The sequence below is a fragment of the Arthrobacter sp. Y3221087 genome (assembly GCF_059089905.1).
Genome location: NZ_JBNHFE010000008.1, coordinates 23,228 through 49,490, shown reverse-complemented (window position 1 = coordinate 49,490; position 26,263 = coordinate 23,228). Strand labels below are relative to the sequence as shown.

Here is a 26,263-nt window from a genome sequence, read left to right as displayed (position 1 = left end):
CGCAGGACTCCTCTCGCAACAGTTTCATCTTTGTCGCGCGGTTGACCGCCTGCTAGTTAGGACGCCCTAATTACTTTCGGGCCCGAAAATTGCACACGGCCGGCCGTGAATACGGGCGCGACGTGGGACTACTACGGCCATCGTAGTCGATAACCGCGGCGGCATCACGGGCGGGGAGCAAGCAGCGCCACTGTTTCAAGGTGGTGGGTGTGGGGGTAGAGGTCGAACGCGCGCAGGCCGGCCAGGTCCCAGCCGGACTGGCGGAAGTAACCCACGTCACGGGCGAACGACGCCGGGTCGCAGGACACGTAGGCAATGGCTCGCGGGTCCGCCGCGACGAGCTGACCCACCACGGACTTGCCGGCACCGGCACGGGGAGGGTCCAGGATAAGGGCGTCAAAGTCCCGCGGCTTCTGGCGCAATACCCGTTCCACGCGGCCTTGGATGATCTCCACCTGCGGGGCGGCGTGCAGGTTCTTTCGGGCGTCCCGGCTGGTTCCAGGGGCGCCCTCCACGGACAGGACTGAGCCGGTCTCCCCCACGGCCTCCGCCAGCACGGCGGTGAACAGGCCCGCCCCGGCGTAGAGGTCAGCCACCACGGCACCGGCATGAAGGAACCCGCCGCCGTGCAGGAAATCTGTGACAGCCCCCACAAGTGTGTCGGGCGCGTCGCGGTGGATCTGCCAGAACCCCGCGCCTGTGACGCGGTAGTCGTGGCCTGCCACCGATTCCTGCACCCAGGTCCTGCCGCGGAGCTGTGTGACGTCCTCCGTGACCGGATCGAAGGACGCGACGGACACGTCCGCGGGCAGTTGGGCCGCCACGGCGGCCAGCCGCTTTGCCTTCGTCCCCGGTGCCGGGGCGAGAAGCACCAGCGGCCGTGACCCGTTGGCCGGCGCGGCCACCTCCACCCGTTCGATCCCCTGCAGGTCCAGGTTCCAGAGCTGCAGGGCGTTGATGGCGTCCGTGGCCAGCGGCATGTCCCGCACTGGAACAATGTGCGTAGACCGGTGTGCATGCATCCCGAGCTTGCCGCCGGGGGTGACCGAAAAGCTGGCGCGCGTCCGCCACGCGAGGCCCGTGCCGCCGTCGGACGCTGCTCCCCCATCGCCGGCGCCGGCACCCACCGGCTCCACTGCCGGGGAAAGTTCGACGCCGGCCAGCCGGCGAAGCTGCTCGGCCAGCACGGCGGCCTTGAGGGTGCGCTGCCGCTGGAGGGTGATGTGCCCGAACTCAGCACCGCCCACCGGCGGACGGCCCTGCTGCCAGGCACGGCCTGAATCCGCAGGGCGCCAGAAGTGCTCCACACGGTCAGGTGACGCTTCCAGCACTTCGATGACATCGGCCCGCCAGAACTTGGCTTTGTCCTCCGCGTCCGTCAGGCGCACGCGGACCTTTTCGCCGGGGATGGCGTGCCGGACAAAGATGACCCGTCCCTCGTGGCGGGCAACGCAGTGCCCGCCGTGGGCCACCGGTCCGACGTCGAGGACGGCTTCTTCGCCGCTGTGCCCGCCGGCCTCCGGCGTAGCGGCAGGGGTGATGGAGGTTTTGGCGGTCATTGGACGTCCTGGAGGTTCTTTGCTTCTTCGGATGATTTGAGCTGCCAGGGAACGCTGGCCACCATGACCCCGGGTTCGAAGTGCAGCCGGGTCTTGATGCGCAGTGCGGTCTGGTTGTGCACCAGCTGCTCCCACCACTTGCCCACGACATATTCGGGGATATACACCACGATAAGGTCGCGCGGGGAGTCCAGCCGCATCTGCTTGATGTACTCCATGATCGGGGTGACGGTTTCGCGGTAGGGACTGGCCAGCACCGTCAGCGGCACGGGGATTTCGAGTTTTTCCCAGTCGGCGACGGTCTGGGCCGTTTCCTCGGGATCGATGTCCACGGTGATCGCGTCAAGGCGGGAGGGCCGTGACGCCCGTGCATAGGCCAGGGCCCGCAGGACCGGCTTGCGCACATGCGAGACCAGGAGCACGGCATGCACCCTGGTAGGCAGGGCCCGCGGGGACGCGTCCTCGTCCACCGCCAGTTCCCGGGCGACGTTGTCGTAGTGGGCTTTGATGCTCCACATGATCAGGTACAGGATGAACATGGCCAGCAGGGCAAGCCAGGCGCCCTGCTCAAATTTGGTGACCAGCACAATGCCAAGGACGGTGGCGGTCATGCCGAAGCCGACGGTGTTGATCGCACGGGACTTGGCCATCCGCCGTCGGACTGTCTTGTTCCTCGTTACCTTCAGCTGCCGCCCCCAGTGCCGGACCATTCCCAGCTGGCTGGCGGTGAAGGAGATGAAGACACCCACGATATAAAGCTGGATGAGCTTGGTGACATCGGCATTGAACGCCAGGATGAGCACCAAAGCCCCAGCCGCCAGGGCCACGACACCGTTGCTGAAAGCCAGGCGGTCGCCCCTGGTCCGGAGCTGGCGCGGAAGGTAGCCGTCCTGGGCAAGGATTGAGCCAAGGACGGGAAACGCGTTGAACGCAGTGTTGGCGGCGAACACCAGGATGACGCCGGTCGCTGCGACCACAATGTAGAAGAGGATGGAACCGGGGCCAAAGATGGTCTGGGCGATCTGGCTGATGACAGGGTTCTGGATGTAACCCTCCGGCAGCGGGCTGCCGTTCAACAGGAGTTCGGTGGCGGGGTCCAGGACGACGTGGACCTTGGTGGCATTGGCGAGGTAGATGATGCCTGCCAGCATGGAGGCGCCGATGACGCCCAGCAGAAGCAGGGTGGTAGCGGCGTTCTTGCTCTTCGGCGGCCGGAAACTGGGTACACCGCTGCTGATCGTTTCGATTCCGGTGAGCGCTGCGGCGCCGGAGGAGAACGCGCGAAGCAGCAGGAAGGCACCGGCCAACCCCACCAGCCCTTCATCGAAACCGGCTGCGGGCACGATCGTGAAGGCCGCTGACGGCGCCTCCCCTAATTGGCCGGTGGCCGCCTGGAAAATCCCCACGGCCGTCATGCCGAAAATTGATGCGATGAAGATGTAGGTGGGTAATGCGAAAAGGGTGCCGCCTTTGCTCACACCCCGCAGGTTGAGCAGTGCCAGGATGACAATGCCGACGGCGGCGATCAGCGCCTGCTGACCATACAGTGAAGGGATGGCGGTGGCCAGGTACGCCGCGGCGGAGGACATTGACACGGCCACAGTCAGGACATAGTCCACCAGCAGGGCAGACGCCACCGTAATGCCCGCGTTCTTCCCTAGGTTTTCACCGGCGATCTGGTAGTCCCCGCCTCCGGAAGGATACGCGTGGACGTTCTGCCGGTAGGAGGCAACCACGGTCAGGAGCACCACCATCACGGCCAGCCCAACCCAAGGGGAGAAGGCCACCGCACTGACGCCGGCCAGGGCGAGCGTCAGCAGGATTTCGTCCGGTGCGTAGGCTACGGAGGACAGGGCGTCGGAAGCGAAAACCGGCAGTGCAATCTTCTTTGGGAGCAGGGTGTGGGAAAGCCGGTCGTTCCGGAACGGCCTGCCCACCAGCACGCGTTTGACGGCGTTCAGTATTGTCAGCACCCCACAAAGCTAGTCTGATTCCCTGGGGTTGTCATGACGGCCCCTTGACAGGGGCAACGCCGGATGCTGGCGGTAGAGTTCTAGCTGCACAACCTGCACAGGATTACAGAGGAGATACGGTGGCGCATTTCGTGATCATGGGATGTGGCCGGGTGGGGGCGACGCTGGCTCATACGCTGGAGGACGCCGGCCATTCCGTGGCCATCATCGACCAGGACGACCGCGCCTTCCGCCGGCTCCGCCAGGGGTTTACCGGCCGCAAGGTCACCGGTGTCGGCTTTGACCGCGACACCCTGAAGCAGGCCGGCGTGGCCGAAGCCTACGCATTCGCTGCCGTGTCCAGCGGCGACAACTCCAATATCCTGGCCACCCGGGTGGCCCGCGAAACGTTCCACGTCCCGCACGTCGTGGCCCGCATCTACGACCCCGGGCGGGCGGAAATCTACCAGCGGCTGGGCATCCCCACCGTGGCCGCGGTGCGCTGGAGCGCAGACCAGGTCCTGCGGCGCATCCTCCCCGAACAGCACCTGGCGGGTGATTTCCGGGAGCCCTCCGGACGCCTGGTCCTGGCTGAACTGGACCTGGACACCGGCTGGATCGGGCACCGGATCAGCAGCATCGAAAAGGCGGCGGACGTCCGGGTGGCATACCTCACGCGCTTCGGCGAGGGCATGCTCCCCGATGCAGGAACCGCCTACCAGGACGGCGACACGGTGCACGCCATGTTGCAGGTGGACCGCAGCGCGCACGTCGCCCAGATCCTGGCCAAAGCCCCCGCCAAGGAGTTGCAGTGAAAGTCGTTATTGTCGGCGCGGGAAGCGTCGGGTCATCCATCGCCAGGGAACTGCTGGCCCACAAGCACGAAATTTTGTTGATCGACCTGAAGCCGGAAGTGATCGGCCGGAGCGGACTGCGCGGCGCACACTGGCTGGTGGGCGACGCCTGCGAGCTGAGCACACTGCAGGGCGCCAAAGTGGAAGAGGCGGACGTGGTGGTGTCAGCCACCGGCGACGACAAGGTCAACCTTGTGGTGTCCCTGCTCGCCAAGACCGAATTCGGCGTCGGCCGCACCGTGGGCCGCGTGAACAACCCGAAGAACGACTGGATGTTCAACGATTCCTGGGGCGTGGACGTGGCCGTCAACACGCCGCAGCTCATGACAGCGCTGGTGGAGGAGGCCGTGGAAATCGGCGACCTGGTCCGGCTCCTGACCCTCCAGACCGGAGTGTCGTCCCTGGTCGAATTCACCGTGCCGCACGATTCGCACGTGATCGGCCGGACGGTGGGGCAGATTGACTGGCCGGAGGATGCCACCCTGGTGGCAATCCTGCGAGACCACGCCCCCATCACGCCCAGCCGCGACGACGTCATTGACGGCGGCGACGAGCTGTTCTTCGTGACAACCATTGCCGCCGAGGACCAGCTGCGCGCCCTGCTTTCACCCGAGGCGGCCGACTCGATGGAGGAAGAGCAGCAGGACGAAGGGGTGCCGGCAGGCCGCGCGGAACAGCAGGCCCTCGAGGACGACGGCTTCGACGGCTAATGGCCGTGGGAGCCGTCAGGCTTTCGGCGCCGGTTCCCCGCCCGTCAGGTCCTTTGCGGGGGCAGGACGGGTCACCAGCCAGGCCACCCAGACGCCCAGGATGTACAGCGGGGCCCCCATCAGGAGGCGGGTGGTGGCAAGTGCGGCAAGGCCTTCCGGGCCCATCAGGTACAGCGGCACCTGGACGAGAAGCCGGAGCGCCAGGACCGCCACGATGATCCAGGTCCCCAGCCGGTAGGCCTTGAGCCGGCCCGGGTCCTTGCGCCAGTCGAGGCCTTCGTTCCGGATGAACCCGAACAGCAGTCCGGCCACCGGCCACTTGACCAGGATGGAGATCACCATTGCGATGATGTACGCCGCGTTGGTGAAGAACCCCGGGAGGTAGAAGTCCTCGGCCTTTCCGGTGGTGTTGGCCAGCCAGGCGGAAATTCCAACGCCGACAACGCCGGCGAGTGCCTGGGTCAGGGGCCGGCGCTGGATGAGGCGGACCACGGTGAACACGGCAGCGGTGCCTAGCGCGGCAACCAGCGACGGCGGAAGGTCCTGCGTGATGGTGAACGCAATCAGGAACACCAGTCCCGGCATGATGCTTTCCGCGATGCCCTGGACTCCACCGGCACTGCGCAGGACATCCACCCGGCCGTCGTGCGTCCTGTGCAGTCCCGCCTTGGCCGCGTATTCGGCGGCGAGGCCGGCCACAGGCGAGGACTCCTGCGCTGTCCCCGGCTCCTGCTCCGGGCCGTTGTTCCCGGAACGGGATCCTCCGGAGGACGGGTCGGGCTGGGGCGAGGTCATTCGTTCTCCTGACGGGACAATATCTCGTAGCGGGGGTTGAACATGGTGGGCAGGCCCTCGCTCCGGGACAGCATTCCCTCGAGGCGGAGCTCGGTGCCGGCTTCGATGCCGGGCACCCGCCTGCGTCCGAGCCACACCACCCGCAGCCGGGGATGCCGCCCCGCTGCAGGTCGCTGCCGGCCGGGCCCGGACTCGGAGACGATAGCGCTGAAAGCGGCGCTCCGGTCCGCCGGGACGTAGGTGATGGACTCGATCCGTCCCTGGCAGAGCACCCGGCCCTTGACGGGCAACTGGCTGAGGGGGGTGGTGCGGCCACCGTCCCTGGATGCTCCATCCGGCACGGAATCAGCCAATCTGGGTGATTTCCGGGCCACGCTCCGGTTCCTGCAGGCCGGGAGCAGCAGGCGGGGGCGTGGCAGTGGCATCCTTCGGCAGGCGCAGCTGGAGGAGGTCACGGGGCGGCATGGGGCTGTCGCCCCGGACAACCACTACCTTTTTGAACAAGGCTTCGAGGGGTCCGGCCGCCTCACGGTCCAGTGCTGCGGCGCCGCCCAGGACGCCGCGGAGGAACCAGCGGGGACCGTCGACGCCGATGAAGCGGGCCACGCGGTAGCCCTGGCTGCCGTCGGGCAGGCCGGCGGGAAGCTTGGCGACGAGTTCCGTCCCGAACTCACCCTGCACCTCCTCGACCTGGCCGCCCTGGGCGCCCACTGACTGGCCGATCTGGCCGCGGATTTCCTCCCACAGCTCTTCGGTCTTGGGCGCGGCAAACGCCTGCAGCTGAAGGCTCGAACCGTTGAGGTCCATGGTGACGGCCACCACCCGCTGGGTGGCTTCCTCAACTTCCAAACGCAACTGGAGGCCCTCGCTGGGCGTGATCAGGAGCGCCCCGAGGTCAACGTAACCGTCGCGGCTGCTGATTTCAGATGCATCGAAAGGGCCGCTGGCACGGCGTCCGGTGCTGCCCGCTTCGGCGTCCGCGAGCGTCAGCGGTTCGTCCGGTTCGGCCGCCTGTTCCTTCTTGGCTTTCCTGCCGAGCCCAAAGACCATCAGGGTGTCTCCTTAGTTGTGAAGTTCCGGTCCGGCCTGGGGAGGCCCCGCCGTCGTGCTTGTTCCGGCCGCCGGCTCCTGCGCTGGCACGAAACCGGCGTTAGGGAAGGGTGAATCCGCCGGTTGACCCGAACCCTCCGGTGCCGCGTACGGATTCGCTCAATTCTGCGACCGGGACGAACTGCGCGTGCTCTACGCGCTGGATGACCATCTGGGCAATTCTATCGCCGCGCCGCAGTTCGATGGGCTGGCTTGCGTCGGTGTTGAGCAGGGTGACGGAAATTTCGCCGCGGTAGCCCGCGTCCACCGTGCCGGGAGAATTGACGATAGTGAGACCGTGTTTGGTGGCCAGACCGGAGCGCGGATGGATCAGGGCCACGAAGCCATAGGGAAGCGAGATGGCCACTCCGGTCGGAACGAGCTTGCGCTCACCCGGCTGCAGGACTACATCCTCCCGCGCCCGGAGGTCTGCGCCGGCGTCGCCCGGGTGCGCGTAGGACGGGGCCGCCAAATCGGGGTCCAGCATCTTCAGCTGGATCTGGAGGGTGGGTGCCGGGTTGTCCGCGCCCGGGGCTGTGGGTGCTTCGTGAAGGGCCGTGTCGAGTGTGGCGGGATGATCAGTCACAATCACTCACTCTAACCCCCGCGCCCGCGCCGAACCTAGGCGTCCCGCTGATGGCACGGGCAGGGGCAGCATGACCTCCGGTCCAATGCGGGCCCAGGACACCCGGCGCCAAGATGAAATAGCGGGGCAAAGGTGGAAAGCTTGGCGTATGCCCGAATCAAGCTCCCCTTCGCCCGTGCCCAATTCTTCGTCCACGGGCGCGTCGGTGATTTACACGGAAAAGCTTTGGCCCAACCTGTGGATCTGGATCATCGCGGCGGGTGTTTCGGGCGCCGGAATCCTGGTTTTTGCCCCCATCAGCGCGGCCGCCGGTTTTACTGCGGCAGCGGTGCTCTTTGTCATCATCACGGTGCTCCTGTTGTTGTCCACTCCCACCATCCTGGTGACCGGGGACACGCTGACGGTGGGCCGCGCCACCATCGAGCGCAAGTTCGTGGGTGACGTGCAGGAATTCCGCGGGGAGGAAGCAACGGCAGAGCGCGGGACGCGGCTCAATGGCCTTGCCTACCTTTGCATACGGGGCTGGATTGATCCCGTGGTGAAGATCGACATCACGGACCCCGCGGACAGCACACCCTACTGGCTCACCTCTACCCGGCACCCGGCCCGGCTCACGGCAGCCCTGACCCGCAGGTAGGGCTGCCGCTCGGCGGCAACAACTTCCCGGCCCCTCTGCCGCCGGCGCCCTGATCGACAGTTGCGGCCCCCGGTCCCTGATACGGCGGAAAATCGCGGCACGCCCGGCCCCTTGAGGCAAAACACGTACACCGGGTGGCAGAGTTTCGATTGATAGTAATGCCAGGGTGGAGGATTTGGATGCAGGATCTACGGCTTGTGGGCGTGCACGACGACGGGACTCACCTCCTGTTGACCGGAGCCGGCGGCGAGATGTTCCAGCTGCCGATCGATGAAGCCCTGAGGACGGCAAGCAGATCAGCGGCAAAGCGGCCCGCCGACCGGCCTGCCATCCCCATGTCCCCCCGGGACATCCAGGCGCGGATCCGTGCCGGTGCCACGGCCGCCGAGGTTGCGGAATTGTCCGGGCTGCCGCTCGCCAAGGTGGAGCGCTATGAGGGGCCGGTCCTGGCGGAGCGTGAGTACGTGGCTCAGCAGGCCCGCAAGGTGGAAGTTGCCACGCCCTCCCCCGGCCACGACGTGTACCGGGCGGCGTTCGGCGACAGCCCGGCCACCCTGGACGATATGGTGGCCCACCGGCTGTCCGCGCATGGAATCGATCCTTCAACAGTGGAGTGGGACTCCTGGCGCCGGCAGGACGGGACCTGGACCGTCTCGGCCAGCTTCGAACCCCAGACCGGCGGTACGGCCGGCATCGGCGAGGAACCGCCGGCGTTGTGGACCTTCAACCCGGTCCGGAAATCCCTGCAAAACACCAACCGGTGGGCGCAGCAGCTGAGTGAACTGGAGCCGCTTGACGGTCCCGTTCCCGCGCGGCGGCTCTCAGCCGTCTCGGACAGGCCCTTCGACTTCGAGGCCGATGCGGAGAACGTCCGTTCCGGCCACGGCAACCAGGCCGGACCTGCCCAAGGTCCGGGCAAGGACCCTGACGGGCTGCTCGACATGCTGCGCTCCCGCCGCGGACAACGCCTGGGCGTGGACGAGGATTCCGACGACGCCCTCGCGCTGCTGCTGACCCATGGCGTACCGGCAGCCCACCCCCGTCCGTCCGAGGTCATCCCGGAACCGGAGGAGCCGGAGACCGGGCCGCAGGACGATATGGATGACGCACCCGCCGCCAAGGGGGATTCCTTTATCCGCCGGCGCGACGCCCGTCCCTCCATGATGTCCAGGCTCAGCCTCATCCCGCCGCACCGCGATCCGGTGGAGGAGGCCCTGCGGCTGCACGACGGCGTCAGCACAGACACTCGCGAAGTCACCATCGTCGCGTCCCCCACCCGTCCTTCGGGCACTGCTTCGGCCGGAGCGTCCCCAATCGGTACCGACGAGAGCGGCACCGACCAAACGGGGGACGATTCGGAGCCTGCAGCAGCCAGTGGGGCCGCTGCATCTCCTAATGTCGGCCTGAACGAATTGCTGGGCGGAAATCCCCGGCGCAGGGCACCGCGGCACGACGACTCCACACCGGCCACGGGCCAACTGCCCGAAACTGAAGCCCCTGAGCGACAGCCGTCGAGGCCCAAGCGTTCCAGCGTCCCGTCCTGGGACGAGATCGTTTTCGGCACCCGCGGCGACTGAGGACCTAACTAAGACAGGCTCTCCACGAGCACTTCTTCCAAATAGCTCCATTCCACTGACAGTTCCCCCAGGAAGGCTTCCCCGGCCAGGAGCCCGGGTGGCAGGTGTGGTGGTTCCCAGTCCTGGGGTTCGCTGTTGTAGGTGCGGCCTGCCGGGGAGATCCAGCCCGGTGGTTCGTTCTTTGTTGCCGGGGTGGGTTCCCAGCCGCTGCCGTGTTTCATCCGGTGATGTTTTGGGCAGAGCTGTCCCAGGTTCCTGAGGCCGGTGGTCCCGCCGTGATGCCAGGCGAGCAGGTGGTCGGCTTCGTTGTCGAGCGAGGCGTTGCTGCAGCCGGGGAACGGGCACTTGCCGTCCCGCAGCCGCAGCCACCGCCGCATTGCAGCCGGTATCCGGTAGTTCTTGCGCCCGATCTCCAGCGGCGCCCCGTCCCACGGGTCCACCAGCACCCGATAGAACGACGCCGCCCCCTCGGCCACCAGTTGCCGGGCCATCGACGCCGGAACCGGGCCATGACCATCCAGCACGGCGGGTTCGTCAGTGAGGCCAAGCAGGGAGAACACGGGCACGGTGACCAGCACCTGCGCCGCCGGTGACGGGACCTCCGCCAGGCTGGCCGCGGCCCCGGCGCCAGGCGCAACACTGCTCCCGGTGCTCAGCAGCGCCGCGGCGCCGGTACCTGTGGCCGCGCCCGTAGCCGCACTCCTCCCGGTGCTCAGCAGCGCCGCGGCGCCGATGTCGGCCATCAGTTGGGCAAGGGTGCGGGGCTCGTCCGGGCCCTGGAGGCCGCGGGCCAATGCCCTGGTCCGGCTCCATGCCGCGTTGGCCTGATCGGCGGGCAGGAACAGCGAGATCCAGCCCATCCCGTCGCGGTCTGGAGAATACTCCATCCGCCGCTGGGCCACACCCCGGGCATGCCGGCTTTCGATCGATTCCGGGTGGTGGCGTTCCCGCCAGGACCGTACCTTCCGCCGCAACCTCGCCGGCGGCAACTCCCCCGCCACACCCCCGGGCCCCGTGCCCAGAGCACCAGAGCCAGCCGCATCAGGCGTGAGGAAGTGCGCTTCGAGGGCCGCCGCGCCGGCGGCGTCCAGGCCCGCGGCCTCATCTACCAGGACCTGGGCGTTCTGCCACGACACCGACCCGGCCTGCAGCGCATCCAGCGCTGCAGGCAGGCTTCTGGTCAAAGCGTGCGCGGCACCAAGCAATGAACTTGCTGCGCGTTCGCCGATGGTCAGGACGCAGGCGACCTCGGCGACCACAGCCATCTGCTGCCCGGTAACCCATTGCGGGCTCGGGTCCGGGTCCGCCAAGGCAGCCGCAGCCTCCACGTGCCCGGCCACCAACCGCACCTTCACAGCCGTGGTGGCCGCCTCGATCCTGCTAATCAATGCCAGCCCATCCAGGCAGTCATCAGCGAACCGGCGCAAGGGATCAACACCATCGCCCAGACGTGAGTCAGCGGAAGCGGCAGGCGAAGCACCCGCAACGACGTCGGCAAGCTCGTCAGCGAATCCGGCCACCGACGCAACGGCAGCGAGAATCGCGTCCCTGCCATTGCCCTGCACCGCTGTGGCGTCCATGAATCCAGCATGCCAAGGGGGTCCGACAAAACATGCCCCCATAGGGCCAGCGGTGAAAAAGAATCTGAGAAATTGTGGTGGCGCACGCGGACTCCGGCGGCCCGGCGCTGCTAAGCCCCGGCCCCGGCAGAAGTCCCCGCCCCCGGAGCGCCTGCCCCACCCGTTCCACGCCACAGGCAGGCATCCACGTCGAACGGCAGCAACTGGTCCTGTTCGGCCATCAGGTTGGCCCCATGGGCTGTAACGCGCCGCATGTAGTGCCGCCGGCACAGCGTCTCGTAACCCACTACCGGGACATGACCGCTTTCCACAGTGGCTGACGGGTCCATGGCCATGTCAACATCACCCACCACCACCTGGGCACCCTCGGTGACCATGACGCCGTCGACCGTCCTGGCGTTGTGCGTGGCGCGCCGGCCGCACCAGCACAAGGCCTCGACCTGGAGCACCTGCACCCGGTCCGCCAGTTCGATGAGCCGCTGGGAGCCGGGAAACAGGCGGGTGCGGAAGTCGGCCGTAATGCCGAAGGCGAAAACGTCGACGTCGATCTCGTCAACCACCTTGGCGAGCTGTTCCACCTGCTCCGGCGAGTAGAACTGCGCTTCGTCGCAAATCAGGTAGTCCACACGCTGCCCCTGGGTGCGCCGGCGCATGACTTCCTCCCAGAAGTCGGTGCCGTCCCCTACTTCCACCGCATCCGTCTGGAGGCCGAGGCGGCTGGAGATGCGGGATTCACCGGCGCGGTCGTTGCGGCTGAACCGGACCCCGCCCCGCCCCCTGGCGCGGTGGTTGTGATCCATCTGCAATGCCAGGGTGGACTTGCCGCTGTCCATGGTGCCGGAGAAAAAGACGAGCTCAGCCACGGCGCACGCCCTTGCCGCCGGCGGTGAAACACAGCAGCGGCACCTCGCGTTCGGCCTTGGTCAGCGAGCCGTGCTGGCCCACCACCTCCATGGCGGCGGGGCGGCTGCGCCGCGTGTCGTACAGGGCCAGGCTGTCCCGCGCGGCAATCATGACGTCGCCGATCCTGCCTTCGACGGCGGGACGCACCGGGCCGAAGAGGCCGGCGGACAGCGCATCCTCCCGGGTGAACGCCCAGATCCTGCCGCGGAAGCGGGCACGCCAGGCTGCCAGCAGGCGGTCCCGGTCTGCGCCCTCTTCGAGGTACAGGTGCACCATTCGGGGCTCGCCCGCCGTGTGCCGGACACCGTCCACCAGTTGGGGGTCCGCGGAGTAGTCGATGCGGTGCTGCTCCGGCACGTCCAGCATCCCGTGATCGGCCGTGAGGAGGATGGTGGTGCCGGTCGGAAGGGACACACTGAGCCGCTTCACGGTCGCGTCCAGTTCCTCGATCTGGTGCTCCCACTGCTCGGAGCCGCAGCCGTAGCGGTGCCCTGCCTTGTCCAGCTCGTTCAGGTAGAAGTACATCAATGACCGGTCGGAGCCGGCCATTGCTTCGGCGGCTGCGGCCGTGCGGGCGTGGGAGGTGGTTCCGGACACGAACCGGCCGCCGCGGAGGGCGGCGCGGGTCATGGGAGAGTCACCGAACTGCGGCAGGCTAATGGTGGTGACGTCCACTTCGCCGGCGGCGCGCTCCAGCACCGTGGGGAACGGCTGCCAGGACTCGGGGTCCACACCCGGATCCCAGTTGCCCAACAGGTTGACCACCTTGTCCTGCTTCGGATCGAGCACGTCGTAGCCCACCATGCCGTGCTGGCCGGGCGGCAGTCCCGTCCCGAAGCTCGACAGTGCCGCGGCCGTGGTGGAGGGGAAAGCCGAATCGAGCCACACCGGAACGTCGCCCTGCCCGGCCTGGATCACCGACCGCAGGAAGGGGGTGTGCGCTGTTTTCTGCTTCAGCAGGCTCCGCCCCAGGCCGTCGGCCAGGACCACGCAGACGCGCTGGGCCGACGGCAGCCCGAGCGTGTTCGTGAAGCCGTCGACGCCGAGGCTGGCCGCGGCGCTGGTGAGGACTTCGGCGACCGAGCGCCGGCCGTAGGCGGGGGCGGAAGGCAGGTCCAGCGCCTGGCCTGCGGGGGCAAGAGGGGTACTGACAGCCTGGTGTCGGTCTTCGGGCATCAACGCTGCTGGTGGCCGCGGCTGAGCCGGGTGCCGAAGACACCGGCGCGCGGGCGTGGCGGGAGCGACTGCACATGGGGTGCCGGGGCGCTGGAGCCGGTATTCACTGCGCGCAGGGCACGGGCGAAGAGCTTGGCGTCCTGCACCGCCTGCAGGCCGTCGGCCTCGGCACTGATCCGCAGGACAATGTCCTCCTGGGCGATGGTGCCGGTGTAGCCGTGGTCCGCTTCGCACTGCGGATCCCCGCAGCTGGCAGGGCCCATGTCCAGCCGCTGGCCGCCGGACCAGGCGATGGACAGCGTGAGTTCGCGGACGGGGTCGGAGGGCTTGTAGTTCTGCGGCTGGGAGTACATGTAGCTGAGGACCACGGAGCGGATCTGCGCCACAGGCACCGATTCGGTGGAGATCTGGGCGACGATCTGCTCGCCGGCATCGTCCAGCTGCTGGTCGTCGACATGCGTGATCACCAGCATGTCCGAGGTCAGGACCAGGACGGTGATGTGGCGGCGGACCTCGGCACGGTCGAAGTGGGTTTCCAGGTGCACCAGGTGGGCTACGCAGTCGCGTCCGTCCAGGGCATCGTCCACGACGTCGGCCACCAGGCGGGGGTAGAAGCCGGCCTTCTGCAGGGCGTCGTCCAGGCTCTGGCCCTGGGCACCGTGGCTGTGTGAGCTGTGGTGGCGGACGGCCTGGTTGTCATTGCCGGGCGTTTCGGGCGCCGACGCGGGAGGCTGTGAGCTCATGACCCCTATTTTCACAGATCGGCCATACACATTGCGAACCGCACCGGTCCCGCACGCGCGGGCTCAGCCCAGCATGGCCCGGCGTGCGCTGTCCGTCCGCTGGGCGGCGTTGCCGATCCGGACGTCCGCGGCAAGGATGGTGGCGCCCGACGTGCCGCACAACACGGGATTGAATTCCACCAGTGCGATCTCGGGGTGGTTGTCCTTCATCCAGGCCAGCCTGCCGGCCAGGTCCTCCAGCGCTTCAACGTCGACGGCCGGCAGTCCCTGGTAGGCGAACAGCTTCCGGGCAGCCCGGGGCGCGCGGATGAAGTCGTGCACGTCGGCGGCGGACAGGGGCGGCACCCGGTGCGCCCAGTCGTCGAGCAGGCTGGTGGCGTCACCGGCCAGCCCGAATGAGACCACCGGACCCAGCAGCGGGTCCTCGATGGCCCTGAACGTGCACGCCTGGCCCACAGGCGCCATAGACTGCACCTCCAGTGCCGGGTCGCCGTAGGCGGCGAGCGCCCGGCGCATCTGGAGGACGTTCTGGCGAAGAGACTCCGGGTCCTGGATGTCGAGCCGTACTCCGCCCAGGTCGAGCCGGTGCCGCAGCGCGGGAGCGGTGGTTTTCAATGCGACGGGCCAGCCCAGTGCGTCAGCCGCTTCGACGGCCTGCTCCGGGGTATCGAAGCCCACGGACGGGAGCAACCGGATGCCGTAGTGGCCCAGCAAGGACGCTGCCGCTGCGGGGTCCAGCTGCTTGAGCTGCTCGCCGCGGACATCCCGCAGGAGGACCTCGATCTCGGCGCGTGCCTGCTGCGGGTCGCAGCCGGCGGGTTCCACGAAATGTCCGTGGTCCCGCGATACCCACTCCGCATACCGCACCACGGCCGCGAGCGCAGCCACCGCGGCGCCGGGGTTCGAGTAGCACGGGACGGTGTGGTCGAGCGACCCCACCATGCCCTCGACGTAGACGGAGGGGTCCAGGATGCCGGTGAACGCCGCCACCACGGGCTTCCCGGCGGCGGCCGAGCATTCGGCCAGCACTTCGGCGATGCTGTCCACCGTGAGTCCCCGCGCGGGCAGGAGCGCAGCCACGGCCGCGTGCACGGCATCCGATTCCAGCGCCTTCAGCAGCTCCGCGCGCAGGGCCGGCAGGGCAACGGACCGTCCGGCGTCGAGATCAACCGCGGCCACCAGCTGCGCGACGCTGAGCCCCTGGTCGGTGGCGCTGTCCGCCACCACTTTGCCCAGCGCCTGCGAGTTGCTGAAGATGGCGATGCCCGGACCGGCGGGAAGCGGTTGGCCGGATACAACCTGCGCCACGTCCACCAGCTGCTCGATGGTCTCCACCCGGATGACGCCGGCCTGGCGCAGCATGGCATCCAGTGCCCCCACCGGCGCCTGGGTTGTGCGCACGGCGTGGCCCGGGGGAAGCCGCAGCCCCATGGTGTCCGATTTGGCCACGATCACCGGTTTGGTCCGGGCCAGCCGCCGGGCGAGTCGCGAGAACTTGCGCGGGTTGCCGATGGATTCCAGGTAGAGGCCGACGGCGGAGGTATCGGCGTCGTCCTCCCAGTACTGCATCATGTCGTTGCCGGAGACGTCCGCCCTGTTTCCCGCGGACATGAACGTGGACAGGCCCAGCCGGCGCCGGCTGGACGCGGCGTAGAGCGAGACGCCGATGGCGGCGGACTGGCTGAAGAGGCCGAGGCTGCCGCGCAGGGCCAGTGTGGGCGCCATCGACGCGTTGAGCGAGACGTCCGGGTGGGTGTTCACGATCCCGAGCGAGGCCGGGCCGATGACGCGCATCCCGTTCGCCCGCGCCTGCCGCACCAGGTCCCGCTGCCGCTGGAGGCCGCGTTCGCCGTCGTCCGCGAAACCTGCCGAGGCAATCACAAGGCCCTTCACCCCCGCCGCAGCGCAGTCGGCCACAACCCCCGGAACTTCCTCGTAGGGCACCGCAACGACGGCCAGGTGCACCGGATCCGGGACTTCGGACAGGCTGCCATAGGACAGCATGCCGGCCAGTTCGAAGGCCTCGGGGTTGATGGCGTAGACCGGCCCCGGGTACTTGCCTTCGATGATGTGCTCGAGCAGCTGGTAGCCCACCGTGCCCCATTTGCGGCTGGCACCAATGACGGCAACGGACGGCGGCGTCAGGAGGTCGCGGACGCTCCTCGCCTCCGCGCGGTGCTCGCGGGATTCCATGACGGCCCGGGATTTCTCCGTGGGGTCGATGTTGAACTCAAGGCTGACCACGCCGTCGTCGAAATGCCGTTTGACGTCATAGCCGGCGTCGGAGAAGACCATCAGCATCTTGCGGTTCTCCGGGAGCACCTCGGCAGTAAACCGGCGGATCCCGTTTTCGTGCGCGGCGGCGGCAAGGTGTTCCAGCAGGATGGAGCCCAGTCCCCTGCCCTGGTGCGCGTCGGCGATGTTGAACGCAACCTCCGCCTCCGCGGGATCATCCAGCCGGTCGTAGCGGCCGATTCCGATGATTTCCCCCCGGCTGGTGATGACGAACGCCACCCGGTCCTTGTAGTTCACCTCCGTGAAGCGTTTGAGCTCCTTGCTGGACAGCCGGGCCTTGAAGGCGAAGAACCGCATGTAAATTGAATCCTGGGACTGGCGCATATGGAACGCCTGGACCGCATCGGCATCCGAGGGATGGATGGGGCGCAGGTGCGCTGTTCCGCCGTCGCGCAGGACGACATCGGCTTCCCAATGTTCCGGATATTCGCCGTCCCCGGGCTGATCCACCATAGGCTTAGCCTAGCCAAAAACTTCCGGAGCACTCCGGAAAGCTGCACAGTAACCCCCAGAAGGATTCACCAACCCCATGGCCCGCCGCCAAAGTTCAGCCCCTCCCGTGGACACCACCCCCTACACGGAGAACATCGTGGATATCGATGTGACCTCCGAAATGGAGGGTTCCTTCCTGGAGTACGCCTATTCCGTCATCTACTCCCGCGCGCTCCCGGATGCCCGAGACGGGCTGAAGCCGGTACAGCGCCGCATCCTGTACATGATGAGCGACATGGGCCTGCGCCCGGACCGCGGCCACGTCAAGAGCGCCCGCGTGGTGGGCGAGGTGATGGGCAAGCTGCACCCGCACGGCGATACCGCCATCTACGACGCCATGGTGCGCATGGCGCAGGACTTCTCGCTCCGGCTGCCGCTGATCGACGGGCACGGCAACTTCGGCTCGCTCGACGACGGCCCGGCGGCTCCGCGGTATACGGAGGCCAGGCTTGCTGCCGCCGCCCTCACGCTCACCGACCACCTCGACGAAGACGTGGTGGACTTCGTCCCCAACTACGACAACCAGCTGACCCAGCCCGATGTGCTGCCGGCGGCGTTCCCCAACCTGCTGGTCAACGGCGCCACCGGCATCGCCGTCGGCATGGCCACCAACATGGCACCGCACAACCTGGTGGAGGTCATCTCCGCCGCCCGGCACCTGATCGCCCACCCGGACGCCACGCTGGATGACATCATGCGCTTCGTGCCGGGCCCGGACCTGCCCAGCGGTGGCCGGATTGTTGGACTGGACGGCATCCGCGACGCCTACGCCACCGGACGCGGCTCCTTCAAGACCCGCGCCAAGGTCGAGGTTGAACAGCTCTCCGCGCGCCGGACCGGACTGGTGGTCACCGAGCTCCCCTACATGGTGGGCCCGGAGAAGGTGATCGAAAAGATCAAGGACGCCGTCAACGCCAAGAAGCTGACCGGCATCAGCGACATCGTGGACCTTACCGACCGCAAGCACGGCCTGCGCCTGGTCATCGAGCTGAAGAACGGCTTCAACCCCAACGCGGTCCTGCAGCAGCTGTACCGGTACTCGCCGATGGAGGACTCGTTCGGCATCAACAACGTCACCCTGGTGGACGGCCAGCCGCAGACGCTCGGCCTGGTGGACCTGCTGCGGGTGTACGTGAACCACCGGATTGACGTGGTCCGGCGCCGGACCGTGTTCCGGCTGGGCAAGAAGAAGGACCGCCTGCACCTGGTGGAGGGCCTCCTCATCGCCATCGTGGACATCGATGAGGTCATCCAGATCATCCGGTCCTCGGACGAGGCAGCCGCCGCCCGCGCCCGCCTGATGTCCATCTACGACCTCTCCGAAGTCCAGGCGAACTACATCCTGGAGCTGCGGCTCCGCCAGCTCACCAAGTACTCACGGATCGAGCTGGAGAAGGAGCAGGAGGAGCTGCGCCGCGAGATCGAGGAACTGGAGGCCATCCTCGGCTCCGAGGAACTGCTCCGCGGTGTGGTGTCCGACGAACTGGGCGAGATTGCCGAGCAGCACGGCACCCCGCGGCGCACAGTCCTGCTGGAATCGGAAGCCGTGTCCCCCACCGTCGCCGCCGAACTGGCCGGCGCCAACGGCAAGAAGGGCAAGCCCGCACCGCTGGCCCTGGAGATCGCTGACGATCCCTGCTGGGCCATCCTCACCGCCTCAGGCCAGATAGGCCGCACCAGCAACCAGGAGCCGCTGGCCGAGGCGGGGCCGCGGAGCAAGCACGACGTGTTCACCTCCGTTGTGAAAACGTCGGCCCGCGGGGAAATCGCGGCCGTCACCTCCCAGGGGCGGATGCTGCGCCTGCAGGTGATGGACATGCCTGTCCTCCCGGCCATGTCAGGACTGCCCAACCTCGCCGGCGGCGTACCGGCCAAGGACTTCCTCACCCTGGTCAAGGGTGAAACCCTGGTGGCGTTTGTCCCGCTGGACGAGGTCCTGGCCATCGGCACCGCCCAGGGCGTGGTGAAGCGGGTCCAGCCCGACTACCCGCTCAACCGCGAGGACTGGGAAGTCATCGCCCTGAAGGACAAGGACGTCGTGGTGGGCGTGGCCCCCGCCGGGGCAGACGACGCCGAACTGGTGTTCGTCACCAGCCAGGCGCAGCTGCTGAAATTCCCGGCGGCCGCCGTCCGGCCCCAGGGCCGCACGGCGGGCGGCATGACCGGCGTCAAGCTGGGGGCGGACGACCGCGTGATCTTCTTCGGTGCGGTGCAGCCCAAGGACGAGGCCGCCGTCGTGGTCACCATTGCCGGCAGCAACGGCGCCCTGCCGGGCACCGCTCCCGGCACCGCCAAGGTGACGGGTTTCTCGGAGTACCCTGCCAAGGGGCGTGCTACCGCCGGCGTCCGGGCGCACCGGTTCCTGAAGGGCGAGGACACGCTGCTGCTCGCGTGGGCCGGCCATGGCCCGGCAAAGGCGTCCTCCGCGGCGGGTGTGGCCAGGTCCCTGCCGCAGGAGCACGGCCGGCGCGACGGCTCGGGCGTGCCGCTGTCCCAGCCGGTGGAAGCCGTGGGTCCTGCGATGGCATGGCCAGATCCCGCCTAGACTGCTGCCATGCCTATCGTTCCTGATGAAAAGGACTGGACCTGGGTCCTGACGCGTCCCTGCCCGGAATGCGCCTTTGACGCCTCCACCGCCACGCCGTCAACGGTCCCCGGGACCATTGCGAACATGCTGCCTCGGTGGCGGGCGGTGCTGCGGCGGCCCGATGCGGCGGAGCGACCGAATGACCACACCTGGTCGGCGCTGGAGTACGCCTGCCACGTCCGGGACGTCTTCAGCCTGTTCGACCAGCGGCTGAACCTCATGCTCGAATCGGACGAGGCCCGGTTCGAGAACTGGGACCAGGACCGGACGGCCATCGAGAAGGACTACGCCAACGCGGACCCCGCGGTGGTCAGTGCCGAACTCGCGGCCGAGGGCAAGCAGGTGGCCGAGTCGTTCGCCGGCGTCCGGGAATCGGAGTGGGGCAGGAAAGGGCTGCGCAGCAACGGCTCCGAGTTCACCGTCCTGACGCTCGCCCAGTACTTCCTGCACGACGCCGTCCATCACCTCCACGACGTGGACGGCTAAGCGTTTCCTGCGTTTGCTCCCCTTCGGGAAGCCACCAGGGCGTCTTCGTCGCCCGGCGCCGCGCGCAGGACGAGCCGGGCATCTTCCGGCTGGATATCGGCCGGGTTGTGCGTCACCAGCACCACCGTGCGGCCGCGCAGCCCGTGCCGCAGGTCTGCCAGCATGTGGCGGGCGGACCCGGCATCGAGGTGTGCCGTGGGCTCGTCCAGGAGGATCACTTCCGCCCCCGTCATCAGGGTCCGCGCCACGGCGAGGCGCTGGCGCTCTCCCCCGCTGAGGAACGCGCCGCCCGGGCCGATCCGGGTATCCAGGCCGTCAGGCAGGCGCTCCATGAGGCTGGTCAAGCCCACGGCCCGGATGACGGCGCCCATCTCCGCCTCCATGCCGGCCCCGCTGCGGTCCGCGGGGCGTCCCAGCAGCAGGTTGCCGCGGATGGTCGAGTCGAAGAGGTGTGCCTCCTGGGGGCACCACGCGGCCCGGCCCGTCACGCGTGCCTCGCCCGCCGCCGCAGGGAGGAATCCCAGCAGGACCGAGAGCAGGGTCGATTTCCCGGACCCCGAGGGACCTGTCACGGCGAGCCAGCGCCCCGGTTCGGCAACGGCATTGACGCCCGTGAATACAGGCCTGCCGCCCGGCCATGCGGCGGCGAGGTTGTCCAGTTCGACGCCGGGACGGTTTCCGGTGCGGGCCGGCACCGCGTGGAGCCCGTCGGAGTCGTCCGCGGTCGGGTCCAGGGCTGCCAGCGCGCCGGATTCCTCCACCCGCTGCAGGACTGTCCGCAGCGCCGGGAACTGGCGTACCGCCGTCGCCATGGCTGCGTAGGGTTCCACCAGCGCCAGGAGGAGCAGGACCACCACCGCCGCGGTTGCCGGCGCGATCCGGTCGTCGAACACGGCCGGGGCGGCGAGCCAGGCGGCCGCGAGGGCAGCGGCACAGCAGGCGGCCGTCGTGACAGCGTGGCCCAGCCCGTCCGCCCAGGCGGATCGCCGGGACGCCGCGGTGGCGTTGGCGTCCTGCCGTTGGAGGTCCTCCAGGACCAGGGGTGCCACGCCGTTGGCATGGAGTTCCGCGCGGGCGTCCAGTGCCGCTGAAATGCGGCGCAGCACGCCGGAGCGCAGGAGCTGCTCCGCCGTAGCCGACTTCCGGTCGCCCCACAGGGCAACCGCCGGGGCGAGCACCAGGCTGGCAAGGGCGGCAGCGATGACGGCAGGCAGCGCGGACGGCACCAGCAGCCAGGTGGCGGCCAGCGCTAGCACGGACACAGCCACGGCGGTAACCGGCGGCAGGACCACGCGGGGAAGCAGGTCACGGATGGTGTCGACGTCGTCAATCACCGTTCCCAGCACGTTGCCGCCCTGCAGCAGGCGGCGGAGTGCCAGTGCCCGGCGGCTCAGCGACTCCCACAGCCGGCCCCGGAGCCTGGTGAGGGCCGCGAACACGGCGTCGTGCAGGAGCAGCCGCTCCCAGTACCGGAACACGGCACGGCCGATGCCGAAGAACCGGACACCCACGATGGCTGAGAGCAGGTACAGGATGGGCGGCTGCTCGCTGGCCCGGATGATCAGCCAGCCGGAGAGTCCGGACAGGGCGACGGCGAAGACCGCCGCCAGCGTGCCCACCGCAGCCGCGCCGCCGAACTTGCCCTGTACCGGCGCCAGCAGTGCCGCCAGGAGCCGGACGGGCGTCCGCCGCTGCCCGCCTGTACTGACTTCCCGGGCGCGGGGGCCGGGTCCGGCCGGTCCGCCACGTGATCCAGCGGGTGCAATCAGGGTGGCATCGCCGCCGGAACCGGCGGTAGCGGGCAGCGGTTGCCGGCCCGGGTCCCCTGCTGCCGGCACGTCCGGGACTATGCCGCCTACAGGGACCAGGTGGTCCGCGAGGGCGCGGGTACGGTCATTGTGCGCCACCAGGATCACCGTGACCTGGCCCCGCAGCCTGCGGATGGCATCCTCCACCGCCAGTGCCGACTCGTCGTCGAGGTGCGCGGTGGGTTCATCGAGCAGCAGGACCGCGGCTCCTGCCTCGATCCGGGCCAGCCCGCGGGCCAGGGCCACCCTGCGCAGTTCGCCTGGGCTCAGCTCAGCGGGGTGTTTAGCGGCCAGGTGCCCCGCCGCGGCCTGCACCAGGCAGGACCTGGCAACATCCACTGTCAGCGCCCGGTCCCGCGAATTCCGGGCGTGGGCGGACAGGTAGAGCAGCACCTCGTCCATAACGGTGTCGGCCACCATCACAGGATGCTGCGGGACCCAGGCCACCACGGTACGGTCCAGGCCTTTGACGGAACCGGTGACGGACGTGCCGCCTCCGTCGCCGATGGTCCCGGCCAGGACACCCATGATGGTGCTCTTTCCCGCGCCGCTGGGCCCGTCCAGGGCGGTGATCCGGCTCTGCGGCGCCTCGAAGCTGAGCGGTCCGACGGCGGCCCGGGACCTTCCGCCGAAGGTGACAGTCAGCGCGGAGGCTGTAATGGGGGCGCCCGGCCGTCCTGCCCGCACGGCAGCAAGCGGCCGGGGTTCAGGTGCCTCGGTAACGGCCGCCACCTCTGCGAGCGCCACGCGGCCGTCATCGCTGGCATGGTGGGCGGTACCCAGTTCGCGCAGCGGAAGGTAGCAGTCCGGGGCGAGGATCAGCGCCAGCAGCCCGGCCTCGAGCGGCATGTCGCCGTGCACCAGCCGGACGCCGATGAACACGGCCACGACGGCCACGGAAATGGTGGCGATCAGTTCCAGGGCCAGGGCGGACATGAAGGCCGTCCGCAGGGTGCGCATGGTCCGGAAGCGGTACTCCTCGGAAATCTCCTCCAGTGCCCTGCGCTGGGCGGACGCGCGCCCCAGTCCCACCAGGACCGGGAGTCCCTTGGCCAGCTCCAGCATGTGGGCCGAGAGCCGAGCCAGCGCGGACTGCGCCTCACGCACCTTATCCTCGGTGTAGCGGCCGATCAGCACCATGAAGAGCGGCACCAGCGGCACGGTGAGGACGATCACCACGGCGCTGACCCAGTCAGCAAAGAGGATCCGGGCGCCCAGCAGCAGCGGGATGGCGGCGCAGTTCACCAGGGCAGGAAGGAATTGGGTGTAGTAGCTGTCCAACGCGTCCAGTCCCCGGGTGGCCAGCACAGCCAGGCCCCCATCCGCCGGACCGGTGCCCCGGCTACCGTTCCGCAGTGCCCGTTCGAGCAACCCGGACCGCAGTTCCTCCTTGATGCCCAGGGCGGCCCGGCGGGCAGCAACGGCCTGTCCCCACACGGTGAGGGAGCGCAGGACCACGCCGGCCAGCCCCGGGATCATCTGATCGGCCCAGTGCGGTTCCCCTGCGGCCAACCCCGCCAGCGCGGAAGCCACGGCCTGGCCGATCAGGACCAGCGACAGCGCCTTGAGTGCTGCCAGGAGACCGAGCCAGTAGAGGGCGGAGCGGGTGGCGGGACCGGCGGGGAACGTTGGCCGCACGTCAGCCTTTCGTGGTGAACGCCCTGGCGGCCACTGCCGGCAGGAAGCTGTGGGCCTCCGGGATGGACGCGGCGCTGACCCGGCGGCGGAACACCCAGTAGGTCCAGGCCTGGTAGGCAATCACCAGGGGCAGGCCGAACGCGGCGACGATGCTCATAAGGCCCAGAGTGTAGTCCGATGAAGAGGCGTTTGAAATGGTGAGGTCGAAGGCCCCGTCCAGGGTGGACGGCAGGACCACGGGAAACACCGCGCCGAAGATGGATGCCGTTCCGAGCACCAGGAACACGCCGAGCGCCAGGAACGCCTTGCCTTCGGCTCCGGAGCGGGCCAGCAGCCAGGCCGCGGCGGCGGCTGCGACGGCGAGCAGGACCGCTGCCCAGGTCCACGGTTTTCCGTCCAGGAACTGGATGCTGAGCGCCCAGGCCGCGATGGGCAGGAGCAGGACCGGCAGCAGCCGGATGAACCACTGCCGGGCACGGTACCGGACCTCGCCGTCGGTCTTCAGCGCAAGGAACGCGAGGGCGTGGACCAGTGAGAAGCCCACTACTGCCAGCCCGCCCAGGACCGCGTAGCCGCTGAACCAGGCGAAGGGGCCGCCCTCACGGTCGCCGTTCGCGTTCAGGGGCAGTCCGGTGGTGGTCAGGGCCAGGGCGGCGCCGACGCCGAAGGCAGCGAAGAAGGATCCCAGGGCGATGGCCCAGTCCCACCGGGCCCGCCAGCGGTCAGTGTCCACCTTGCCGCGGTATTCGAAGGCCACCGCACGGAAGATCAGGGCCACCAGGACCACCAGCAGCGGCAGGTAGAGGGCGGAGAACAGGGAGGCGTACCAGAGCGGGAAAGCGGCGAACGTGGCACCGCCGGCCGTGAGGAGCCAGACCTCGTTGCCGTCCCAGACCGGCCCGATGGTGTTCAGGAGCACGCGGCGTTCGGTGTTGTTCCGGGCGAAGGCCTTCATCAGCATTCCCACGCCCAGGTCGAAGCCCTCGAGGAAGAGGTACCCGGTCCACAGCACCGCGATGGCGATGAACCAGATGGTCGGCAGCAGTTCCATAGTTCGTTTCCTCTGCGTTCTGTTCGGCTGCGGCTAGTAGGCGAAGGCCAGGACGTCGTCGGAGGGTTTGGCGCTGCCCGGTCCGCCGGGGCCCGGGGTGGCGTCCTCGTTTTCGTCCGCCGGGACGTGCGCGAGCTCCGGCATGGCGGAGACCACTCCGCCGCGGATGTACTTGACCAGCAGCTTCACCTCCACCACCAGCAGGACGGCGTACACAGCAGTCAGGGTGATGAGCGACGCCAGCAGTTCCCCGGCCGAGACGCCTGGGGAGACTGCTGCCGCGGTGAACATGAACACCTGGTCGATGCCGTTGGGATCAGGGTTGGGGGCAACCACGAACGGCTGGCGGCCCATCTCGGTGAAGATCCAGCCGGCCGCGTTCGCGCCGAAGGGGGCCATGATGCCCAGGACCGCAAGCCGCATGAGCCACGGTGACGAGGGCACGGTGCCGCTGCGGGTGAGCCACAGAGCCACGAGGGCTGCCAGGGCCGCGAGTCCGCCGAAGCCGATCATCATGCGGAAGCCCCAGTAGGTGACTTCCATGACCGGCAGGTAGTCGATTTCCTGGCCGGCACGTTCGCCGTAGATGGGGTTGTCCGGCAGGTGGGTGCCGTAGTTTGCCTGGTACTCGGGGAGCAGGGTGTTGACGCCCTTGACCTCGGTGGTGAAGTCACCCTTGGCAAGGTAGGAGAGGATGCCGGGCACTTCGATCAGGGCCACAATGTCATCGCAGTCCTGGGAGCCCAGGTTGCCGATGCTCAGGACGGAGAAGCCGGTGCCGTCGTGGCAGGCCGCCTCCGCTGCCGCCATTTTCATGGGCTGCTGTTCGAACATGAGCTTGCCCTGGAGGTCGCCGGTGAGGGCGGTGCCGGCGAAGGAGATCATGGCCACCACGGCGCCGATGCGCAGGGACCGGATCCAGACCGTGTGGTCTGCGCGGTCGCGGCCGGGGATGGTTGTGGACTCCCCCGGGATGACCTTGCCGCCGGCACCCACGGTGTCGACGCCGTCGCGCCGCCTGCGCCAGAGGTGGTACCAGGCAATGCCGAGCAGGAAGCCGCCGGCCACGGCCAGGGCGCCGAAGAGGGTGTGCGGCACGGCCACCAGCGCGGTGTTGTTGGTGAAGACGGCCCAGGCGTCGGTCATGACCGGCCGGCCGTCCACCATTTCCACTCCCACTGGGTGCTGCATCCAACTGTTGGCCACGATGATGAAGTAGGCGGAGAACACGGAGCCAACCACGGCGATCCACAGGCAGGCCAGGTGGATGGCGGGCTTGAGCTGCTTCCAGCCGAAGATCCACAGTCCCAGGAAGGTGGACTCGACGAAGAAGGCCAGGAGGGCTTCGAGGGCCAGCGGGGCTCCGAAGACGTCGCCGACGAAGCGGCTGTATTCGCTCCAGGCCATGCCGAACTGGAATTCCTGCACGATGCCGGTGGCCACGCCCATGATGAAGTTGATGAGGAACAGCTTGCCCCAGAACTTGGTCATGCGCAGGTACTCCGGCTTGCCGGTGCGGTGCCAGACGGTCTGGATGATGGCCACTACCAGGCCCAGGCCAATGGTCAGCGGGACCATCATGAAGTGGTAGACCGTGGTGATACCGAATTGCCAGCGTGCGATTTCCAAGGCGTCCAAGGCAGTCCCTACTGTGAGCAGATGCACTTTTCTACGTTTCGTAGAACTCTAACTTCTACCGAGTGTAGAACAACGCCGGAGCGCTGTAAAACACCCGTGCCTCGCGC

At 68.3% G+C, this 26,263-nt stretch carries 20 protein-coding genes; 6 read left to right on the top strand and 14 right to left on the bottom strand.

All coding sequences use genetic code 11. The annotated features are described in order from the left end of the window. Nucleotides 1–164: 164 nt before the first annotated feature. Together AC5RUO_RS17750 and AC5RUO_RS17745 are read right to left on the bottom strand one after the other, a co-directional pair. Nucleotides 165–1,559, bottom strand: coding sequence for a class I SAM-dependent RNA methyltransferase (locus tag AC5RUO_RS17750; protein ID WP_494104195.1), 1,395 nt, complete (start codon nucleotides 1,557–1,559; stop codon nucleotides 165–167). Further along, nucleotides 1,556–3,532 carry an APC family permease gene (locus AC5RUO_RS17745; RefSeq protein WP_494011029.1) on the bottom strand — a complete coding sequence of 659 codons (1,977 nt, stop codon included), beginning with the start codon at nucleotides 3,530–3,532 and terminating at the stop codon, nucleotides 1,556–1,558. Before AC5RUO_RS17745 ends, AC5RUO_RS17750 begins: the two co-directional genes overlap by 4 nt. Nucleotides 3,533–3,651: 119 nt before the next feature. On the opposite strand from AC5RUO_RS17745, the gene AC5RUO_RS17740 reads away from it, so the two are divergent. After that, nucleotides 3,652–4,326 (top strand): potassium channel family protein, encoded by a 675-nt coding sequence (locus tag AC5RUO_RS17740; RefSeq protein ID WP_494011028.1) that lies wholly within the window; start codon nucleotides 3,652–3,654, stop codon nucleotides 4,324–4,326. Beyond that, on the top strand, nucleotides 4,323–5,075 hold the full coding sequence (locus AC5RUO_RS17735) for a potassium channel family protein (protein ID WP_494011027.1): 753 nt from the start codon (nucleotides 4,323–4,325) through the stop codon (nucleotides 5,073–5,075). Before AC5RUO_RS17740 ends, AC5RUO_RS17735 begins: the two co-directional genes overlap by 4 nt. Nucleotides 5,076–5,090: 15 nt before the next feature. Here AC5RUO_RS17735 and AC5RUO_RS17730 read toward each other — a convergent pair whose 3' ends face one another. From AC5RUO_RS17730 to dut, 4 genes are all read right to left on the bottom strand, one after another. Next, nucleotides 5,091–5,870, bottom strand: coding sequence for a DUF3159 domain-containing protein (locus tag AC5RUO_RS17730; protein ID WP_494104194.1), 780 nt, complete (start codon nucleotides 5,868–5,870; stop codon nucleotides 5,091–5,093). Then, nucleotides 5,867–6,211 carry a single stranded DNA-binding domain-containing protein gene (locus AC5RUO_RS17725; RefSeq protein WP_494011025.1) on the bottom strand — a complete coding sequence of 115 codons (345 nt, stop codon included), beginning with the start codon at nucleotides 6,209–6,211 and terminating at the stop codon, nucleotides 5,867–5,869. Before AC5RUO_RS17725 ends, AC5RUO_RS17730 begins: the two co-directional genes overlap by 4 nt. 4 nt (nucleotides 6,212–6,215) lie before the next feature. Beyond that, entirely contained in the window at nucleotides 6,216–6,920 is a 705-nt protein-coding gene (locus tag AC5RUO_RS17720; protein ID WP_494011024.1) for a DUF3710 domain-containing protein, read from the bottom strand. Nucleotides 6,921–7,020: 100 nt separating this feature from the next. Then, the gene (gene dut, locus AC5RUO_RS17715; RefSeq protein ID WP_494104193.1) at nucleotides 7,021–7,545 is read right to left on the bottom strand and encodes a dUTP diphosphatase; all 525 of its coding nucleotides are present in this window, start codon (nucleotides 7,543–7,545) and stop codon (nucleotides 7,021–7,023) included. Between the two features lie 148 nt (nucleotides 7,546–7,693). Here dut and AC5RUO_RS17710 point away from each other — a divergent pair, with 148 nt between their 5' ends. Both AC5RUO_RS17710 and sepH read left to right on the top strand, forming a co-directional pair. Continuing rightward, a complete protein-coding gene (locus AC5RUO_RS17710) occupies nucleotides 7,694–8,182 on the top strand; it encodes a DUF3093 domain-containing protein (protein WP_494104192.1) in 489 nt (162 codons plus the stop codon). A 179-nt stretch (nucleotides 8,183–8,361) separates the two neighbouring features. After that, a complete protein-coding gene (gene sepH / locus AC5RUO_RS17705; protein WP_494104191.1) occupies nucleotides 8,362–9,759 on the top strand; it encodes a septation protein SepH in 1,398 nt (465 codons plus the stop codon). 8 nt (nucleotides 9,760–9,767) lie between these two features. Here the strand turns inward: sepH and AC5RUO_RS17700 are convergent, their stop codons facing one another. From AC5RUO_RS17700 to AC5RUO_RS17680, 5 genes are all read right to left on the bottom strand, one after another. Then, a complete protein-coding gene (locus tag AC5RUO_RS17700; RefSeq protein ID WP_494104190.1) occupies nucleotides 9,768–11,339 on the bottom strand; it encodes an HNH endonuclease signature motif containing protein in 1,572 nt (523 codons plus the stop codon). Nucleotides 11,340–11,449: 110 nt separating this feature from the next. Beyond that, a complete protein-coding gene (locus AC5RUO_RS17695) occupies nucleotides 11,450–12,202 on the bottom strand; it encodes a thymidine kinase (RefSeq protein ID WP_494011020.1) in 753 nt (250 codons plus the stop codon). After that, nucleotides 12,195–13,418, bottom strand: coding sequence for an alkaline phosphatase family protein (locus AC5RUO_RS17690; RefSeq protein WP_494104189.1), 1,224 nt, complete (start codon nucleotides 13,416–13,418; stop codon nucleotides 12,195–12,197). The genes AC5RUO_RS17695 and AC5RUO_RS17690 overlap by 8 nt, the downstream gene beginning before the upstream one ends. Next, nucleotides 13,418–14,161: a DUF5998 family protein gene (locus AC5RUO_RS17685; RefSeq protein ID WP_494011018.1), complete on the bottom strand. Its 744-nt coding sequence runs from the start codon at nucleotides 14,159–14,161 to the stop codon at nucleotides 13,418–13,420. The genes AC5RUO_RS17690 and AC5RUO_RS17685 overlap by 1 nt, the downstream gene beginning before the upstream one ends. Before the next feature lie 63 nt (nucleotides 14,162–14,224). Continuing rightward, nucleotides 14,225–16,909 (bottom strand): bifunctional acetate--CoA ligase family protein/GNAT family N-acetyltransferase, encoded by a 2,685-nt coding sequence (locus AC5RUO_RS17680; protein WP_494104188.1) that lies wholly within the window; start codon nucleotides 16,907–16,909, stop codon nucleotides 14,225–14,227. 76 nt (nucleotides 16,910–16,985) lie between these two features. Between AC5RUO_RS17680 and AC5RUO_RS17675 the strand changes: the two genes are divergently transcribed. Continuing rightward, complete coding sequence (locus tag AC5RUO_RS17675) at nucleotides 16,986–19,493, top strand: DNA gyrase/topoisomerase IV subunit A (protein ID WP_494011016.1); 2,508 nt, start codon at nucleotides 16,986–16,988, stop codon at nucleotides 19,491–19,493. Nucleotides 19,494–19,502: 9 nt separating this feature from the next. Beyond that, complete coding sequence (locus AC5RUO_RS17670) at nucleotides 19,503–20,021, top strand: DinB family protein (protein ID WP_494011015.1); 519 nt, start codon at nucleotides 19,503–19,505, stop codon at nucleotides 20,019–20,021. Here AC5RUO_RS17670 and cydD read toward each other — a convergent pair. The 3 genes from cydD to AC5RUO_RS17655 are packed head-to-tail and all read right to left on the bottom strand — an operon-like array spanning nucleotide 20,018 to nucleotide 26,156. After that, nucleotides 20,018–23,467: a thiol reductant ABC exporter subunit CydD gene (gene cydD / locus AC5RUO_RS17665; protein WP_494104187.1), complete on the bottom strand. Its 3,450-nt coding sequence runs from the start codon at nucleotides 23,465–23,467 to the stop codon at nucleotides 20,018–20,020. The genes AC5RUO_RS17670 and cydD overlap by 4 nt on opposite strands. Before the next feature lies 1 nt (nucleotide 23,468). Further along, complete coding sequence (gene cydB / locus AC5RUO_RS17660) at nucleotides 23,469–24,518, bottom strand: cytochrome d ubiquinol oxidase subunit II (RefSeq protein WP_494011013.1); 1,050 nt, start codon at nucleotides 24,516–24,518, stop codon at nucleotides 23,469–23,471. Nucleotides 24,519–24,551: 33 nt separating this feature from the next. Beyond that, the gene (locus AC5RUO_RS17655) at nucleotides 24,552–26,156 is read right to left on the bottom strand and encodes a cytochrome ubiquinol oxidase subunit I (protein ID WP_494104241.1); all 1,605 of its coding nucleotides are present in this window, start codon (nucleotides 26,154–26,156) and stop codon (nucleotides 24,552–24,554) included. Between the last annotated feature and the right edge of the window lie 107 nt (nucleotides 26,157–26,263).

Bases quoted from the DNA above. Each gene is read 5' to 3' on its own strand.
- AC5RUO_RS17750 (WP_494104195.1), bottom strand. From the start codon at position 1,559: ATGACCGCCAAAACCTCCATCACCCCTGCCGCTACGCCGGAGGCCGGC.
- AC5RUO_RS17730 (WP_494104194.1), bottom strand. From the start codon at position 5,870: ATGACCTCGCCCCAGCCCGACCCGTCCTCCGGAGGATCCCGTTCCGGG.
- AC5RUO_RS17720 (WP_494011024.1), bottom strand. From the start codon at position 6,920: ATGGTCTTTGGGCTCGGCAGGAAAGCCAAGAAGGAACAGGCGGCCGAA.
- AC5RUO_RS17710 (WP_494104192.1), top strand. From the start codon at position 7,694: ATGCCCGAATCAAGCTCCCCTTCGCCCGTGCCCAATTCTTCGTCCACG.
- sepH (WP_494104191.1), top strand. From the start codon at position 8,362: ATGCAGGATCTACGGCTTGTGGGCGTGCACGACGACGGGACTCACCTC.
- AC5RUO_RS17700 (WP_494104190.1), bottom strand. From the start codon at position 11,339: ATGGACGCCACAGCGGTGCAGGGCAATGGCAGGGACGCGATTCTCGCT.
- AC5RUO_RS17690 (WP_494104189.1), bottom strand. From the start codon at position 13,418: ATGCCCGAAGACCGACACCAGGCTGTCAGTACCCCTCTTGCCCCCGCA.
- AC5RUO_RS17685 (WP_494011018.1), bottom strand. From the start codon at position 14,161: ATGAGCTCACAGCCTCCCGCGTCGGCGCCCGAAACGCCCGGCAATGAC.
- AC5RUO_RS17680 (WP_494104188.1), bottom strand. From the start codon at position 16,909: ATGGTGGATCAGCCCGGGGACGGCGAATATCCGGAACATTGGGAAGCC.
- AC5RUO_RS17675 (WP_494011016.1), top strand. From the start codon at position 16,986: ATGGCCCGCCGCCAAAGTTCAGCCCCTCCCGTGGACACCACCCCCTAC.
- AC5RUO_RS17670 (WP_494011015.1), top strand. From the start codon at position 19,503: ATGCCTATCGTTCCTGATGAAAAGGACTGGACCTGGGTCCTGACGCGT.
- cydB (WP_494011013.1), bottom strand. From the start codon at position 24,518: ATGGAACTGCTGCCGACCATCTGGTTCATCGCCATCGCGGTGCTGTGG.